At 33.6% G+C, this 17,060-nt stretch carries 18 protein-coding genes; 9 read left to right on the forward strand and 9 right to left on the reverse strand.

Features of this window, described 5'->3' with window-relative positions:
• Positions 1-116: 116 nt before the first annotated feature.
• On the forward strand, positions 117-1,508 hold the full coding sequence (locus C4S29_RS14045; RefSeq protein WP_103914741.1) for a type III PLP-dependent enzyme domain-containing protein: 1,392 nt from the start codon (positions 117-119) through the stop codon (positions 1,506-1,508).
• A 207-nt stretch (positions 1,509-1,715) separates the two neighbouring features.
• On the opposite strand, the gene C4S29_RS14050 is transcribed toward C4S29_RS14045, so the two are convergent.
• The gene (locus tag C4S29_RS14050; protein ID WP_103914742.1) at positions 1,716-2,375 is read right to left on the reverse strand and encodes an HAD family hydrolase; all 660 of its coding nucleotides are present in this window, start codon (positions 2,373-2,375) and stop codon (positions 1,716-1,718) included.
• Positions 2,376-2,604: 229 nt separating this feature from the next.
• Entirely contained in the window at positions 2,605-2,862 is a 258-nt protein-coding gene (locus C4S29_RS14860) for a DUF5808 domain-containing protein (protein ID WP_317045081.1), read from the reverse strand.
• A gap of 27 nt (positions 2,863-2,889) precedes the next feature.
• Here C4S29_RS14860 and speB point away from each other — a divergent pair, with 27 nt between their 5' ends.
• The 6 genes from speB (at position 2,890) to C4S29_RS14085 (ending at position 9,785) form a co-directional block, all read left to right on the forward strand.
• Complete coding sequence (gene speB, locus C4S29_RS14060) at positions 2,890-3,747, forward strand: agmatinase (RefSeq protein WP_103914743.1); 858 nt, start codon at positions 2,890-2,892, stop codon at positions 3,745-3,747.
• Positions 3,748-3,808: 61 nt separating this feature from the next.
• Positions 3,809-4,924: a DNA polymerase III subunit gene (locus tag C4S29_RS14065; RefSeq protein WP_103914744.1), complete on the forward strand. Its 1,116-nt coding sequence runs from the start codon at positions 3,809-3,811 to the stop codon at positions 4,922-4,924.
• Between the two features lie 142 nt (positions 4,925-5,066).
• On the forward strand, positions 5,067-5,690 hold the full coding sequence (locus C4S29_RS14070; RefSeq protein ID WP_103914745.1) for a TetR/AcrR family transcriptional regulator: 624 nt from the start codon (positions 5,067-5,069) through the stop codon (positions 5,688-5,690).
• On the forward strand, positions 5,677-6,990 hold the full coding sequence (locus C4S29_RS14075) for a TolC family protein (protein WP_103914746.1): 1,314 nt from the start codon (positions 5,677-5,679) through the stop codon (positions 6,988-6,990). The genes C4S29_RS14070 and C4S29_RS14075 overlap by 14 nt, the downstream gene beginning before the upstream one ends.
• A gap of 22 nt (positions 6,991-7,012) precedes the next feature.
• Positions 7,013-8,137, forward strand: a complete 1,125-nt coding sequence (locus C4S29_RS14080; RefSeq protein ID WP_103914747.1) for an HlyD family secretion protein — start codon at positions 7,013-7,015, stop codon at positions 8,135-8,137.
• A gap of 67 nt (positions 8,138-8,204) precedes the next feature.
• The gene (locus C4S29_RS14085) at positions 8,205-9,785 is read left to right on the forward strand and encodes a DHA2 family efflux MFS transporter permease subunit (protein ID WP_103914748.1); all 1,581 of its coding nucleotides are present in this window, start codon (positions 8,205-8,207) and stop codon (positions 9,783-9,785) included.
• 58 nt (positions 9,786-9,843) lie between these two features.
• Here the strand turns inward: C4S29_RS14085 and C4S29_RS14090 are convergent, their stop codons facing one another.
• Positions 9,844-10,314 (reverse strand): low affinity iron permease family protein, encoded by a 471-nt coding sequence (locus C4S29_RS14090; protein ID WP_103914749.1) that lies wholly within the window; start codon positions 10,312-10,314, stop codon positions 9,844-9,846.
• 165 nt (positions 10,315-10,479) lie between these two features.
• On the opposite strand from C4S29_RS14090, the gene C4S29_RS14095 reads away from it, so the two are divergent.
• Together C4S29_RS14095 and C4S29_RS14100 are read left to right on the forward strand one after the other, a co-directional pair.
• Entirely contained in the window at positions 10,480-11,046 is a 567-nt protein-coding gene (locus C4S29_RS14095) for an NfeD family protein (RefSeq protein WP_103914750.1), read from the forward strand.
• Positions 11,047-11,061: 15 nt separating this feature from the next.
• On the forward strand, positions 11,062-12,651 hold the full coding sequence (locus C4S29_RS14100) for a flotillin family protein (protein ID WP_103914751.1): 1,590 nt from the start codon (positions 11,062-11,064) through the stop codon (positions 12,649-12,651).
• A gap of 114 nt (positions 12,652-12,765) precedes the next feature.
• Here C4S29_RS14100 and C4S29_RS14105 read toward each other — a convergent pair whose 3' ends face one another.
• The 6 genes from C4S29_RS14105 to C4S29_RS14785 form a co-directional block, all read right to left on the reverse strand.
• The gene (locus C4S29_RS14105; protein WP_103914752.1) at positions 12,766-13,419 is read right to left on the reverse strand and encodes a response regulator transcription factor; all 654 of its coding nucleotides are present in this window, start codon (positions 13,417-13,419) and stop codon (positions 12,766-12,768) included.
• A gap of 3 nt (positions 13,420-13,422) precedes the next feature.
• Entirely contained in the window at positions 13,423-15,219 is a 1,797-nt protein-coding gene (locus tag C4S29_RS14110; RefSeq protein WP_103914753.1) for a tetratricopeptide repeat-containing sensor histidine kinase, read from the reverse strand.
• A gap of 148 nt (positions 15,220-15,367) precedes the next feature.
• Positions 15,368-15,676, reverse strand: coding sequence for a hypothetical protein (locus C4S29_RS14115; RefSeq protein WP_146063330.1), 309 nt, complete (start codon positions 15,674-15,676; stop codon positions 15,368-15,370).
• Positions 15,677-15,731: 55 nt separating this feature from the next.
• Positions 15,732-16,172, reverse strand: coding sequence for a hypothetical protein (locus tag C4S29_RS14120; RefSeq protein ID WP_146063331.1), 441 nt, complete (start codon positions 16,170-16,172; stop codon positions 15,732-15,734).
• Positions 16,173-16,215: 43 nt separating this feature from the next.
• The gene (locus C4S29_RS14125) at positions 16,216-16,650 is read right to left on the reverse strand and encodes a hypothetical protein (RefSeq protein WP_146063332.1); all 435 of its coding nucleotides are present in this window, start codon (positions 16,648-16,650) and stop codon (positions 16,216-16,218) included.
• Between the two features lie 143 nt (positions 16,651-16,793).
• On the reverse strand, positions 16,794-17,042 hold the full coding sequence (locus C4S29_RS14785; protein ID WP_103914757.1) for a hypothetical protein: 249 nt from the start codon (positions 17,040-17,042) through the stop codon (positions 16,794-16,796).
• Between the last annotated feature and the right edge of the window lie 18 nt (positions 17,043-17,060).

Consider the following 17,060-nt stretch of genomic DNA (forward strand, 5'->3'; position numbering starts at 1 on the left):
TGTCAAAATAGCCTATAGAAGTGATTTAAAAATTTTTACAAACTTTTAAAATAAACCCAACTTTTTTCACGATTTTTGCAAAGACGTTTCAACCCTAAAAAATACGGCATCCTAGAATGAAAATTAAATATTCAGAATTAATAGACCAAACTTTATATTTTCCCACAGAAGAATTCAACGTAGAAGAAAATAGTTTAAAATTTCACGATATTCCTTTGATGGAAGTCGTCGAGCAGTTTGGAACGCCTCTGAAATTTAATTATTTACCAAAAATTTCGATGAATATCGAGCGCGCAAAAGCCTGGTTTAAAGAAGCCATCGAAAAAAACAACTATAAAAAAGGCTATAGATATTGCTATTGCACAAAATCTAGCCAGTTTGCGTTCGTAGTTGAAGAAGCCTTAAAAAACGATATTTCTTTAGAAACCTCCTCTGCGTATGATATCGATATCGTAAAAGCCTTGTATCAAAATGGTAAAGTTCAACAAGATGTAGAAGTCATTTGCAATGGTTTTAAAACAGACGATTATTTAGAAAAAATTTCAGATTTAATCAATAATGGATTTGAAAACATTATTCCCATTTTAGATAACTATCGTGAATTGGATAAATTGACGGATAGTATAGATTCTAATTTTAATATCGGTATCAGAATTGCAGCAGAAGAAGAGCCAAAATTTGAATTTTACACCTCCAGATTAGGTATTGGTTACAAAGATATTATCCCTTATTATTCCCAAAAAATTGCAGAACATCCTAATGCACGCTTAAAAATGCTGCATTTTTTCATCAATACTGGCATAAAAGACACCGCATATTATTGGAATGAATTGTACAAATGTTTGCGCGTTTACGCCCGTTTGAAAAAAATTGCACCAGAAGTAGATTGTCTAAATATTGGCGGCGGTTTTCCGATAAAAACTTCGCTAAATTTTGAATACGATTACCAATATATGGTGAATGAAATTGTGTCTCAAATAAAAAAATTCTGCGAAGAAGAAGGCGTAGAAGAACCCAATATTTATACAGAATTTGGTAGTTTCACCGTCGGCGAAAGTGGTGGTCATCTTTATAAAGTAATTTCGCAAAAACGCCAAAATGACCGCGAAAAGTGGAATATGATAGATTCCTCATTTATGACGACTTTGCCAGATACTTGGGCCATTTCTCGCAAATTTATTATGTTACCTTTAAACCGTTGGGAAGATACTTACGAACGGGTTTTCTTGGGCGGATTAACCTGTGATTCAGACGATTACTACAATTCTGAACAGCACACAAATGCCATTTATTTACCCGTTTTTTCCGATACAAAACCAATGTACATTGGGTTTTTTAACACCGGCGCATACCAAGAAACCATCGGCGGCTACGGCGGCGTTCACCACTGTTTGATGCCGCAACCAAAACATATTTTAATAGACAAAGACCAAGACGGAAATTTCACCTACAAAGTCTTCCGCGAAGAGCAAAAAGCAGAAGATGTTTTGAAAATTTTGGGGTATTAATTAGAAGCAACACAATTTCGCTTCTTAGTTTATTTGGTCCCGCTTTCCACTGTATCTTTTTTGCCGCTTCTCCGCCTTTGGCGGATCGCGCCAAAAAAGGATGCCGTTTCAATCGGGGCTAAAAGTTCAGGTATTTTGCCTTTCGAAGGGAAGCGTGCGCTTTTATCCTTGACAAGGTTCTTAAAAAGTAAAAATTCATTTAAAAATTCAAAAATATTTCAACATTTTTTCAGTTTCAATTTCCCTAAAATCGGAAATCACCAAATTCGCCTTCTCATAATTTTGGTTTTTAGAATGCTCACTTTTGTAAGCCACACAAAAAATATTTGCAAGATGTGCCGCTAAAATTCCGTTAGTGGAATCTTCTATGACGATGCAATTTTCCTTTTTTTCGCCAGACAATTTCGCAGCGATTTCAAAAATTTCTGGGTTGGGTTTAGATTCTTTTAAGCTGTCGCCACTAATTTTTCCAGAAAAATAGAAGTTTAAATTAAATTTTTCAAAAACCGAATTGATGGTGTTCTCACTAGCAGAAGATGCTAAAATGAGTTTGATGCTATTTTCGTGGTAATTTTTTATTAAATGTAAAACACCAGGAAGCAAATCAAAATCGGTATCATGATCAAAAAAATGTTTAAAATATTTTCTTTTTATGGATGCAATCTCTTCCGCAGAAATAGGAAGATCAAATGTAGTTTTCAAAATCTCACAGACTTTTTTGGTAGAAAGTCCAGTAAAAGAACTGTAAAATTCCTCGGAAACATTAATGTTTAAATCTTCAAAAGTTTTGAAATAGGCTTTTCTGTGAAGCGGTTCTGTATCTACAATCACGCCGTCCATATCGAAAAGTACTGCTTTTAATTGCATTTGTTTTTTTTTGCAAAAATAGTTTTTTTAAAATTTCTACTATTTCTTTTTCCAAAATATCAAATCGAAGATTCGGTGTCGCCAAAGTTAAAAGTCTTTGATGAAGTTTTTCCGTGTTTCATCATTGTCAAGGTTCTGAAAAGAATCGACAAATAGAAAAAACAGACGTTAACATCCCACGCAACTATCCTTGTCAAGGTTCAAAACCTTGACAAGGATAGTTAACCTTTTAGGATCTAGATTCTATCATTCCTAATATAAAAGCAAAAAAAGCAAGCAATAAAACAAATGCAAAAATTGATTTCCAGTTGGCAAAATTAATGGTCCATCCAAAAGCCGGATTCCTTTTAGGTGGAAAAAGTCTTTTGTCTTCGGGATTGTAATAGAAAATTTTCCATTTCCAATATTTATTATGATCGTTTTCTATTTCTTTAATGTTTACCAAAATAGGGGATAAAATTACAAATTTCTTACCTTTGCAAAACAATCAATTATCAACAATCAACAATCAATCATGACAAAAACCTACGCCGGAATTCCAGAAGAAAACGCCACTTTAGAAAACTCAAAAGTAATGCTCGTAACTGTTCCTTATGACGGAACTTCAACTTGGGGAAAAGGCGCAGACAAAGGACCAGAATTATTTTTAGACGCTTCAGAAAATATGGAATTGTATGATATTGAAACCTCCACAGAACCGTATTTAGAAGGTGTTTTTCTTGCAGGAGAAATTTCTGAAAAATCTTCGCCCGAAGCCATGACAGAAGCCGTTTATCAAAAAACAAAATCACTTTTGGAGAATGAGGGAAAATTGTTCACACTTTTTGGTGGCGAACATTCGGTTTCCATTGGTTCGATAAGAGCAGTAGGCGAAAAATTTGAAAATTTAACTGTTTTGCAATTGGATGCGCATACAGATTTGCGGCCGGATTATCACGGTTCCACTTCTAATCACGCATGTGCGGTTTTTGAAGCGAGCCAGAAACACAATCTAGTTCAAGTTGGAATTCGTTCTTGCGACGTTGAAGAGATGGAATATGTGAATGAAGATCAATGTTTCTGGGCGCATGTAATTGCAAAAAAAGAAGATTGGATTGATGATGTTTTGGAAAAAGTCTCAGGAAATGTTTACATCACGATAGATTTAGATGCGTTCGATCCATCGATTTGTCCTTCAACAGGAACACCAGAACCGGGAGGTTTGCAATGGTATCCAACTTTAGAATTATTAAAAAAAGTTTTCGAAAAATGCAATGTCGTTGCTTTTGATATTGTGGAATTAATGGATTCTCCAATGCCAAAACCAAGCGCATTTCTTGCCGCAAAATTGTACTATAAAATGTTGGCTTATTATCATACTTCAGGGAAATAGACAAATGGATGATAGACGAATAGATGATTGACATTATTACAATAAACTTTATCTTTGAAAAATGGATTGGGAAAAAATCATTGGGCAAGAAAATTTGCAAACTATTTTAAAAGAAAGTGTTGCTGAAAAGCGAGTTAGCCATGCTCAATTGTTCGTTGGAAATGCAGGTTACGGTGTTTTGCCGTTGGTTTTAAGTTATGCTAAAGAAATTTTTACGGCAGAGAAAGAATCGTCCGCAGAAAAGGTGGAACATCTTAATCATCTCGATTTTCATTTTAGTTTCCCAGTATTTTCTGAAAATGGTAAATCACTAAGCAAAAGATTATATCCAGAATTTCGGCAAATGATTTTAGAAAATCCTTACGCCGATTTCAATGATTGGAAAGATATTTTAGATTCACAAAACAAGCAACTTTTTATTTCCGCTGATGAAGTGGAAGAGCAAAACAATAATTTTTCTCTTAAAAGTTTTGAAGGTGGCACAAAAATTTTAATCGTTTGGCAAGCCGACAAAATGAATACAGCCGCTGCTAATAAATTCTTAAAATTCCTAGAAGAACCGCCAAAAAACACACTTATTTTTCTAATTGCAGAAAGTGCAGAAGATATTTTACCAACTATTTTTTCAAGATGCCAGTTGGTAGAAGTGCCAAGAATTTCTGATGAAGCGATTAGAAAAAAATTAAAAGGAACTACTGTTTCGGAAGAAAAAATAGATGAAATTATTTTTTCGGCGGAAGGTAATTGGAATATTGCGCAAAGTTTATTGAGTGCAAATGAATCTGTTTCAGAATTTGAAACACTTTTTGTGAATTGGGTTCGTTTTGCTTTTCAGGCCAAAAAGAAACCACAAGTTTTAAAGGATATTGTGAAGTGGGGTAGAAATATTGCGGGTTGGAATAAGGAAAAACAGAAACAGTTTCTCGATTATTGTGCAGAAATGTTTCGTTTGGCTTTGATGCAAAATTATGGCGCTGAAAATTTAGTCTATAAAAAAATTGCACAAGGAAACTTTAAATGGGAAAGTTTCGCCAACTTCATCCACGGGAAAAATATAGAATCTATTTTAGAAGAAATTTCTGAAGCAGATTATCATTTAACTAGAAACGCCAATTCTAAAATCGTTTGGACAGATTTAGGTATAAAATTAACGCGTTTTATACATCGCACGGCGTAACATTCATTAGATTTTCTTGTCAATAAATTTAAGTTGATTATCCAAGGAAAATTAACGACTAAAAATTTAATTAAAAAAAATCAATCAAACGTTTGATTTGCTTAATTATTTTGTAACTTTGCACCGTCAAAAAAATCAAAAGATGATTTCAAAAGAACACAATATTTTATTTGCAGCGGAGAAATTATTTTCCGAAAAAGGCTTCGAGAAGACTTCTACGAGAGAAATTTCGCGAGAAGCAAACGTTAATATTTCTATGATTTCCTACTATTTTGGCTCTAAAGAAAACCTGCTCGTTAGTCTATTTGATATGAGAATGGCAGAAAGCCAATCTTTTTTAGATGAGATATTGATACGCCAAGACATCAATGAATGGCAAAAAATTTCTTTAATAATCGATCGCTATACAAGTAGAGTGCGCGAATTGAAGGTTTTTTATAATATCCTGCAAACAGAACAATTAACGAATAAAAACGAGCAAATTATTAAATATCTTAAAAATTCAAAATTAGGTTATTTAAAGGTTTATGAAGATTTAGCAAAGCAAGGATTTGAAAATAAAATTTTTAAACTCCGCCCAAACATTGCTCTTTTGCATGCCACTTTAATTGGGACGATGTTTTACGCAATGAATGGTCTGCCAATGTACAAGGAATATTACAAGAAAACAGCCTCAGACACTACTTTTGATGATAATTATTACGCAGAATTAAATATACATATTAAACAAGTTTTAAAAAACCTATTGGGTTATGAAGAAAATTAATAAAAGCCTATTCGCTTTTAGTTTGTTTCTGGGCATTTCATTCGTGGGTGCGCAAGAAACCAAATTGCTCACTCTGGACGAAGCCATAGAAATGGGCCTGAAAAATAGTAAAAATTTAAAAATCGACGCGGCGAAAATTTCGGAGGCAACAGCAGATTTGTTGGCAGCTAAAAATCGCCAATTGCCAGATTTTAAATTATCTGCCTCTTATTTAAGATTAGGAAATGCAAATGTAGATTTAAAATTTTTGAATTCTAGTTCCGGAAGCGGCGCACCAAGTCCATCTTCTGCAATGCTTGCGCAAGCCAATTTGTCTCTTCCCATTTATGCTGGCGGAAGAATAAAATACGGCATTCAATCGGCAGAGTATTTAGTAGAAGCCGCTAAACTTAGAAACGAAAATAATGAGCAAGCCGTTTCTTATAATATTGCGCAGGCCTACAATAATTTGTTTAAAGCCCACCAAGCCATAAAAGTGCTACAAGAAAATTTATCGGCTTCGCAAAAACGCGATGAAACTTTTTTAAAATTAGAAAATAACGGTCTTCTTGCTAGAAATGATCGGTTGAAGGCCAATCTTCAAACTTCAAATATTGAATTACAACTGTTAGAAGCCAAAAATAATTATTCCATTGCAACAATTAATATGGATTTATTGATTGGTTTGCCCGAAAGCACGGCTCTAGAGGTTGATGATAGTTATATTTCGGAGCAAAACGACGTAAATTTTGTAGATTATTATCTGAAAGCAGCACAACAAAATCGCAAAGATTTGCAGGCTTTAACTTTACAAAGAAGAGCAGCAGAATTAGGAACAAAATCTGCAAAAGCGGAAAATTTACCAAGTGTCGCGTTAACAGGCGGTTACATTGCCGCAGATGTTCCTAAAATTTTAACGGCGTATAATGTGGTAAATATTGGTGTAGGCATTAATTATAACCTCGCGAATCTTTGGAAGAAAAATTCGGCTTACAGTAAATCACAAGCAATGGAAGCAGAATTGGCAGCAAATAATGATTTACTAAATGATCAAATTAAATTAGAAATTAATAGAGATTATTTAAACTTAAACTTTGCAAAAGAAAAAATTGAAGTTTATAAAAAAGCGCAAGAACAAGCAGCGGAAAATTTTAGAATCGTAAAAAATAAATACGACAATGGTTTAGCCACAATCACAGATCTATTGGATGCCAATGTAGCAAAAATTTCTACGGATGTAAATATTGCAAATGCACAAGCAGACGCCGCTTTGGCTTATAGAAAACTTTTGCAAACTAGTGGAATTTTAATTAATAAATAATAAAAAAAAGAAATAAACTATAATGGAAAATATTAACGAAAAAGAGGAATTGCAAGATGAATTGTTCCCAAAAGCGAAAAAGAAAAAAAGTATACTTTTTCCGATAATTTTTGGAGCGATAATTTTAGTAGGAGGTTTTTTTGGCTACCGGTATTACAAATATAGCCAAGCACATGAAGAAACAGATGATGCGCAAATTGCGGCTAATTTAAGTCCGGTAATTTCGAAAATCTCTGGCTATGTTTCTGAAGTGAAAGTAAAAGACAATCAGTTTGTGAAAAAAGGGGATACTTTGATTATTTTAGACAACAAAGATCAAAAATTAATGCTAGATCAAGCGGAAGCCGCACTGGGAACGGCGCAAAGCAACATTGCAAGTGCAAGAGCTGCTTCTGCCGCAACTGGGAAAAATATTAATACGTCACGTGCCGCTGTTATAACTGCGACCTCGCAAATTGAAGCTGCAAAAGTGAATGTAAGAAGAACATCACAAGATTTAGCCAGATATTCAAATTTAATAAAAGATCATAGCATCACTCAACAACAGTATGATGTGGCTTTGGCAGCCAAGCAAACGGCGGATGCACAATTAAAAGTGCTCATAGACCAAAGAAATCAAATTGCACAGCAACAAGGCGTTGTAAATTCGCAAACTGCAGCAAGTTCAGAGCAAATTGCTGTGGCAACTTCTGTAGCAAAACAGAGAGAAGTAGATGTTGAAAATGCAAAACTAAATTTATCTTATACCGTAATTACAGCTCCAGCAGATGGTTTTGTTTCAAAAGTACCGATTCAAAAAGGGCAGTTTTTGCAAGCGGGCGCGCAATTATTTAGTATCGTTTTAGACAATAGCAAATGGGTGGTCGCCAATTTCAAAGAAACGCAACTTTCTAAAATGCTAGAAGGCCAGAAAGTAGAAATCGATATTGATGCTTACCCAAACAAAAAATTTGAAGGCGTGGTAAGTTCATTTTCACCCGCAACTGGTTCTACATTTTCTATTTTGCCTCCAGATAATGCCAGCGGAAATTTTGTGAAAGTGGTACAAAGATTACCTGTAAAGATAAATTTTGTAAATATAGACCAGAAAATAGAAGATCGATTGCGCGCAGGTATGAATGTGAATGTAACGGTATCAGTAGAATAATTGATAAATGATAGATGATTAACCAAGATTTTTCACAGTTTAATCTTTTAATATTTAATAAAAATAAATGCAAGACGATTCTTTAGTAGAATATGGCGCAAGACGCTTTATTATAACCATTACCGCTATTTTATGTGCACTTTTAGAAATTGTGGATACCACGATTGTGAATGTTGCATTGCCAGAAATGAAAGGGAATTTGGGCACAACTTTGTCGGAGGTTGGTTGGGTAATTACGGCGTACGCGATTGGTAACGTAATCATAGTTCCGATGACGAGTTGGCTGTCTCAACAATTTGGACGTAGAAATTATTTCGCAGCTTCTATAATGATTTTTACACTTTTTTCATTTCTGTGTGGTAATGCGACAAATATTTGGGAATTGGTTGGCTTTAGATTTATACAAGGTATTGGTGGTGGTGCACTTTTGGTGACTTCGCAAACCATCATCACCGAGTCTTATCCAATAGCGAAAAGAAGTATGGCGCAAGCTATTTATGGTTTAGGTGTTATTATTGGGCCAACTTTAGGGCCACCTTTGGGCGGATATATTGTAGATAATTTTAGTTGGCCTTTTATTTTTTATATTAATATTCCTATCGGGATTATCGCTACAATTATGACGATTCAGTTTGTGCGAAGTCCCAAATTTTCAGAAAAAAGGAGTGCTTCAGATGTGGATTGGTTGGGGATTGCACTTCTTGCGGTTACTGTTGGCTCTTTGCAGTTTGTGTTGGAACGTGGCCATGAAGATGATTGGTTTGATAGTAATACAATTATTTTGTTTACCACTTTTGCAGTTCTAGGTTTTGTAAGTTTTATCTGGCGTGAACTCAGTTTTCGGTATCCAATTGTAGAATTACGAGTTTTGAAAAATGGAAATTTAAGGCTTGGAACTATAATGTCCTTCGTGCTTGGTTTTGGCTTGTATGGTTCAACCTTTATTGTTCCACTTTATACACAAACTATCTTGGGTTGGACGGCTTTAGAATCCGGTGCTTTAATGATTCCAGCGGCATTAACCACCGCTGTAATGATGCCAATAATTGGCAGGCTTCTAACAGCCGGGGTTAAACAGCAATATTTAGTGGCGGGTGGCTTATTGTTATTTTTCGTTTATAGTTTTTGGGGTTACAGAATATTAACGCCAGACACCAGTAAAGATGCATTTTTCTGGATGCTAATTGTGCGTGGCGCAGGTCTCGGAATGCTTTTTATCCCGATTACCTCATTGGCTTTAAGTACACTAAAAGGGCAAGAAATTGGGCAGGGTGCAGCATTTTCTGGGATGATGCGTCAATTAGGCGGTTCTTTTGGGATTGCTTCTATCACTACATTTATGGCAAATAGAAACGTTGGTTACGCCACAGATTTGGCCTCGAAATTAGACGCCAATAGCTTGATGGTTCAGCAAAGAATAATTGGCCTGAAAAACGCATTTATTGCAAAAGGAATGGCGCCAAATGTAGCGCTAAAATCTGCCTATCAATCTTTGAGATATAGTGTAGAAAAGCAGGCAGCAGTACTTTCTTATATGGATGTTTTCCTATATTTAGGCTTGTTATTTCTTATTTGTATTCCCTTTATTTTACTCGTAAAAGAGAGAAAAGGCAAAACAAAAATAGATTTAAGCGAAGCCATGCATTAAATCTTTAAATTCAAAAACCACTTTTTTAAAAGTGGTTTTATTTTAATTGCTTGTTAATCTAATGTTCATCTGAAAAATAGGTTTTTTTTCTATTTAAATATTTGATTTTTTGATTTTTAGTCGCAACATCTATAGAATGCGATTTGTGTATATCAATATCATCTTTTGCTTCCATTGCTAGTTTTACGTAATATTTATGCAATTGGTCTAATTCGTCTTCGGTTAAATCTTCAATATCTACAATTCTATTACTAGCGTTTTTGCTCGCAGCAATCAATTCATTCAGTTTTATTTGTATGGCTTTTGAATCTTTATTTTGCGTTTTTTGAATTAAAAAAACCATTAAGAATGTGATAATCGTAGTCCCAGTATTAATTACCAATTGCCAAGTTTCTGAATAATTAAAAAGAGGGCCAGAAACTGCCCAAATCAATACAATCGCAACCGAGCCCAAAAAAGCATAACTGCTTCCCGTAAATGTAGTTGCAGCATTTGAAAATTTTTCGAAAAGATTTTTATTTTTTGCCATTTTAGTTATTTTTCTAGTCAAAATTAGGTCTTTTGTTGATTTATTGAAGCAAAATTTCGAAAATTTATTACATTTATTTTTAATATAAATAGCAAAAAACAACGGCTAAAATTATAGATTAATTTATCTTAAATTTCCATATATTAGCATTTCATTTTAACACTTATGATTCCAGAAACATTTTCGGCCTTGCCAGTTTTGCAACAATCTTTTTGGTACCTTGCCGCATTTGCAAGTTTGATATTTATTTTTCAAACGATTTTGACGCTTTTGGGCACACATTCAGGAGATTTAAGCACAGATTTTGATGCCGATACCAATCATTTTGATGCGCCTTTTGTGCTTTTTACCTTCCGAAATTTAATTAATTTTTTACTCGGATTTGGTTGGACGGGCGTTGCATTTTATGGAAAATATAGCGATACTTTAGTCGTAATTTTTGCCGCCGTTGTAGGGATTATTTTCGTGGCAATGTTCTTTTTCATCATTAAGCAAATGCTAAAATTACAAGAAGACAATAGTTTTAAGATTGAAAATACTTTGGGCAAAACCGCACAAGTTTACATGAATATCCCGCCTCATAAAAATGGTATTGGTAAAATCCAGATGAGTATAAAAGGGAGTTTTCACGAATTGGAAGCCGTCACCGAAGAATCAGAAACAATATTCGCCAGCGAAATGGTGAAAGTAGTAAAAGTAGAAAACCAAATTTTAATAGTAGAAAAAATTTAAATAAAACAATAATTAATGGAAGGATTTATTTTAATTGCGATTGGCGCATTTGTAGTTTTTATTACAATTCTCGCTTTAGTATCACGCTACAAACGTTGTCCGTCAGACAAAATTTTAGTGATTTACGGAAAAACTGGCGGTCAATCTGCAAAATGCGTTCATGGCGGCGGTGCATTTATATGGCCCGTTATTCAAGATTATTCGTACTTGGATTTAAAACCAATTTCAATTGAGGCTAATCTAACGAACGCTTTATCTAAACAAAATATTAGAGTAGATGTGCCGTGTAGATTTACAATTGCAATATCCACAGAGCCAGATTCTATGGGAAATGCAGCGGAGCGCCTTCTCGGTTTATCTACTGAACAAATCCAGGAATTGTCTAAAGACATTCTTTTCGGGCAATTACGTTTGGTAGTTGCGATGATGACTATTGAGGAAATAAACTCCGACCGCGATAAATTTTTAGAAAATATTGCTAAAAATGTTGATACAGAACTCAAAAAAATTGGTTTAAAATTAATAAATGTCAACGTTACAGATATTAAAGATGAGTCTGGCTACATTGAAGCATTGGGGAAAGAAGCGGCTGCTAAAGCCATCAATGAAGCAAAAGTCTCTGTCGCAGAACAAGAAAAAATTGGTGAGACTGGAAAAGCAATTGCCGATCGAGAACGCGAAACACAAATTGCAGAAACGCACCGCGATCGTGATGTAAAAATTGCTATTACCAATAAAGACCGTGAAGTAAGCATCGCTGCAGCTGCAAAAGATGAAAATATTGGTAAAGCTGAAGCCGAAAAAGAGTCTAGAGTTGCAACTTCTGAAGCCAATTCATTAGCCGTGAAAGGTGAAAATGCCGCGAAAATTACCATCGCACAATCGGATGCTTTGCGCCGTGAGAAAGAAGCAGAAGCTTTAAAATTAGCAATGACTGCAGAAAAAGTACAGTCAGCAAAAGCCTTAGAAGAATCTTATGTTGCTGAGCAAATGGCAGAAAACGCTAGAGCGGAAAGAGAACGCGCCACGCAAAACGCAAATATTGTAATACCAGCGCAAATCGCGAAACAAAAACAAATTATTGATGCCGAAGCAGATGCCGAAAAAATAAGATTACAAGCGAGAGGTGAAGCCGACGCTATTTTTGCAAAAATGGATGCCGAAGCAAAAGGTTTATATGAAATCTTAACCAAGCAAGCGCAAGGTTATGATAAAATTGTACAAGCGGCTGGCGGAAATACCGATAGCGCATTCCAGTTACTATTAATTGAAAAATTGCCAGAATTGGTGAAAACACAAGTGGAAGCCGTTAAAAATATTAAAATAGATAAAATCACCGTTTGGGACGGCGGAAATAATGTAGATGGAAACACTTCTACCGCTAATTTCGTGTCAGGAATGATGAAATCTGTACCACCGTTGAATGACTTATTTAATATGGCTGGATTAAATTTACCAAACTACTTAAAAGGGGATGAGAAACTAAGCGCTTTTGAGAAAGAACAAAAAAAAGTATTTCCACAAAAGCCAAAAGAAGATCAGAAGAAGGAGGTAAAACCGGAAGGTAAAGAAGACAAACCTTCTGAAGATTCTTCAAACAAATAAAGAAAAAAAGAGCAGAAATTTCTGCTCTTTTTTTTATTACAAACCGGTATTTTCCCTAAATAAAGCAGATTTCAATTTCAAAAAAAAATCCGCAAAATCTGTGAGATATTATTTTTAAATTAAATTATTTTTTCTCGCCTTTTGCACAGCTTCTAATTTAGAATGCACTTCTAATTTAGCGTAAATATTTTCGATATGCTTTCGCACTGTAGCGGGCGAAATAAATAGGTTTTCTGCAATTGCAACATACTGTAAACCACTGCTCAATTGCTCCAAAACTTCTATTTCACGCTTGCCTAATTTTATATTTTCTATTTCAGAAATATCTGAAAATTCCACCGGATTTTTTAATAATTTTAAAGTTTTCATGGCCACAGACGGCGTCATCGCAGCGCCACCATTTAGAGTTTCTAAAATAGCTTCGTATAATTTTGGGGCTTCAATGTCTTTTAGTAAATAGCCGTCTGCGCCGCCTTTTATGGCTTTATAAATATTTTCATCATTATCAAAAACAGTCAGCATAATTATTTTTATTTGCGGCCATTTATTCTTAATTTCTACGGTGGCTTCAATGCCATTTTTCACAGGCATTTCTATATCCATCAAAATTAAATGAGGCACGGATGTTTGTAGTTTTTCAATTATTTCTGCACCATTGTAAGCCGTAAATTTAATTTTAATATCATCAAAAAAAGATAGTTTTTCTTCAACCGCTTTTATTAAAAAATGATTATCATCAACTACCGCGATATTTATAATCGGATTCATATTTTAAATTTTAAATAAAATTTGGCTGCCATTTTCGTTGCTTTTTACTTCAAATGGAATTTCTAATTCTTTAGCCCGAGAACGCATACTTTGCAGATTGTGATGGTCGGGATTATCAGGATTAAAACCTTTTCCGTTATCTGAAATCTGAAAATAATTGCCATCATTTTCAGCTTCAATTTTCACACAGATTTCACTTGCACCAGAGTGTTTTATCGCATTATTTACAGCTTCTTGTGCTATTCTATAAACATACATTCCGGTTTTAGAATCGTAATTTTTATCTGCAGCATTTTCAAAATTTAGCCGAAAATTAATATGTTCTAAACTTTCGCTGGCTTTGTTGATGCATTTTGAAAGTCTTGCTATTAAATCTTTTGTAGAAATCACAGATTTATTCATTGCCCAAACCGTGTCTCGAAGTTCAGAAATAGTTTCTCTCGTAAAACTGCTTACGCGCGTTAATTTTTCGCTTATTTTGCTATTTTCTGCGCCCATAAAATGTTTTATGGTATCTACCGATGAAATGATAAAAGTGAGTTGCGAGCCGATATTATCGTGCAAATCTCGTGAAATTGCTAGCCTTTGTTCTTGAAGCTTATTTTGTGTTTTTATTTCTGATAGCGCCAGTTGAAGTTCATTTTCTTTCTTTTGGCTGCGTATTTTATTGCGTTGTTTAAAGTAAAAAAGCAAACCTAAAAGCGCGGTTATTACGGTAATTGCTAGAACCCAAATCAGCCAAAGTTTTCGGTTATTGAGCATGTTTTTTTGCTCTAAAATTTTGTTTTCTTTTTCAACCGCTTCATATTTTTGGGTAAGAAGTTCTACATTTTTTTCTTTTTCTACGTTAAACAAACTGTCATTAAACTTTTTCAGTTTATTTTGAAGTTCGTATGCTGTTTTAAAATTATTTTGCAGCACTTCATTTGCAATTAAAATTTGGTACGCTTCTTTTTTTATTGGCGCATAACTTAATTTATCCGAAAGTTCGAAGGTTTTTTTAATGTATTGATTAGATTCTGCTACTTTCCCCATTTTAGAATAGAGTTCTCCAATGGCAAAATAATTAAGGCAAAGGGCAAATTCATCTTTTAATTTCTGCCGAATTTCTAGTGCTTGAAGCAAATAATTTTCACTTTTTTTAAAATTCTTTTGCAGCATTTGGTTGTAGCCGATAAATTCTAGGGAATAGCCAATTCCCACGCTGTCTTTTCTTGCGCGTTGTATTGCTAAAGAACTTTGATAGCGTTTTAAGGCCTCATCCATTCGGTTCATTTGCTCATAAACCACGCCGCTTTCATTTAGAACTGTGGCTTTTCCTTCTAAATCTCCAAGTTCATTAAATAAAGTGAGTGCTTTGTCGTAATATTTCAAAGCACGCTCATTATTATTTAGTTTTCGGTTTAGTTTTGCAATTTCGTTGTAAATATTGGCTTCTGCTTTTTTATCGCCCAATTTTTGGTAAGTTTCAAGTGCGGCAATGTGGTAATACATCGCAGAATCCATCTGCTGTTTTTTGTGAAAAGCGATGGCTGTATTTTCTGTGAAAAAAGCGTAATTTTTGGTGTCTTTCAGTTCTTTGGCTAGTTTAAAACCAATTTTGCTGAGGTGCAAAGTAAGATCAACATTGTCTGGTTTTACTTTTTCGAAAGTATTTTTAAGTAAAATAATTTTCTGCGCATCTGTTTTGTTTTTGAAAACTAATTCCAAACTGTCGGCTTCTTTTGTGCTAATCTGTGCGCGAGCAGAAAAAAGCGTAAAGATTATTAATAAGATAGTAAATAAGTATTTTTTCTTCATTACTTTAAATATATCAATTGTAAAGTTAAAGATAATATAAAAAAAATAACAAGTGGCTAACTTGTTATTTTTTATTTTTCGAAAAATGTTTTTAAGATAAAATTCGATTTGCAGTAATTATAATTCTAATTAATAAAGTTGGTAAATTTTAAATATTTGTCTTTGAAATTTTATAAATAGATTCGTTTAAATTTTCGGCGTTTAACCAATATTCTAATAGAATTGGATGATCTATTTCTTGTTTGTAAATTGTTTTTAAGCAGGCAAGTCTCATGAGAAGTTGTTCATTTTCAATTTGATAAATTTCTAATTCTTTAGAGTTAGAATCTAGTTTTAATTTTTCATTAGTCAAATCTAAATGAAGCGCGGTAAATGTTTGTTTTTTTTTAAAAATTTCCCGCGCAATTGCCATAATTAAAGCAATCCCACAAAAAATGAGAAGTGATAAAGTAAACATAAATTTTTAAGAAAGCAGTTTATGATTTATGACTTTGCAGCGTGCAAAATTCTAACTATTCATTAAGATTGATATATTTCATAAATACATCTACGAAAAGGTTTTTGTTGGCATCATACACATTTTTCACTGCAGGCAGTGGATCGTTTTGTGTGATGGCAATCACTTTGCCATTGGTAGAATATAATGCATTAATTATTTCTATTTTCATTCCTTTTTCTTCAAAGTGATAGCCCATTCTCACCTTCAATAGACCGCCTTTCTTATCGGGTTTACTCCAATATATTTCATAATTTTCGGGTGAGATAACATTAGATTTTTCGAAGGTGTAGTCGTACTTCGCAATGTCTTCTTCATAAAATCTAGAGTTTGCGAGTGCTTTTTCTTTAGTAATGCCATCAGCATAAGTCATGTTAAATACTTGTGCAAAACTGAGTTGTGCAATAAATAATAAGGCAAATAATACAATTCTTTTGGTGATTGTTGTTGTGGTCATAATTGTGGTTTTAAGGTTGAAATTTATTGTTTTAAAAGTGAGTTTAGTATTTTAAAAAATCGAAAAAAGAATCTATAAAAAGTTGTCGGCTAACTTCGTAGGCTTTTTTTCTATTGGTTTCTGTGTCGGTTGATGTAATTAAAATTTCTTTGTTTGGATAAATATACTGGGTGGAAATTAGATTGAGAACCGCCTTTTTATTTTGCAAATCATAATGAACAGTTGTTTTCATTTTAAATTGATTATCGGATATATTTTCCCAAATAATATTGTATTTAAACGGAGATTCTACATTCGTTTTGGTAATAGTCCATTTTTCAGCGCTCATCGCTGCTTCATAATATTTTGCTGCTATTAGAATTGCTTCTTGCGATTTATTAGCCTCATAATTTTGTTCGAAAACTTGTGAAAAGCCCAAACTATAAGCAAGCAGAAATAGAAGCAGTTTTGTTTTAAATAAAATAAAATTTTTCATCATTTATGTTTTTAAGGTTCATTAATAATCCTCAAAATCTTGTATTAAGAAATCAGATTCCTTGTTCATAACTTCGATTATTTATTAGGGTAAAATTCTGAAAATACAACTTGAAAAACTATAAGGCAGTTGCCGTATTTTTGAAATTAATTGTCACCCATAAGTTTAAAAATTAAAATTAAAGTTTTTAAAATTACAATCAATTCTTTCGGGAAAGCCTTTTCATAAAGCCAATTATTTGGAACAAGTTGAGTGAATCCTACATTTTTTTTAAAAAATAAAAGGTGTAAACACCCTATAAAAAACAGGAAAAACACCCTCTTATTTTTAGTGTATTTCCTTATAAAATCTATTTTAATAAGTGATTTCTTTACTAGGTTAAAAATCCAAGTCATTCATTTACAAAGTTTTAA

The sequence above is a fragment of the Halpernia humi genome, from assembly GCF_900108025.1.
Classification (GTDB): Bacteria; Bacteroidota; Bacteroidia; order Flavobacteriales; family Weeksellaceae; genus Halpernia; species Halpernia humi.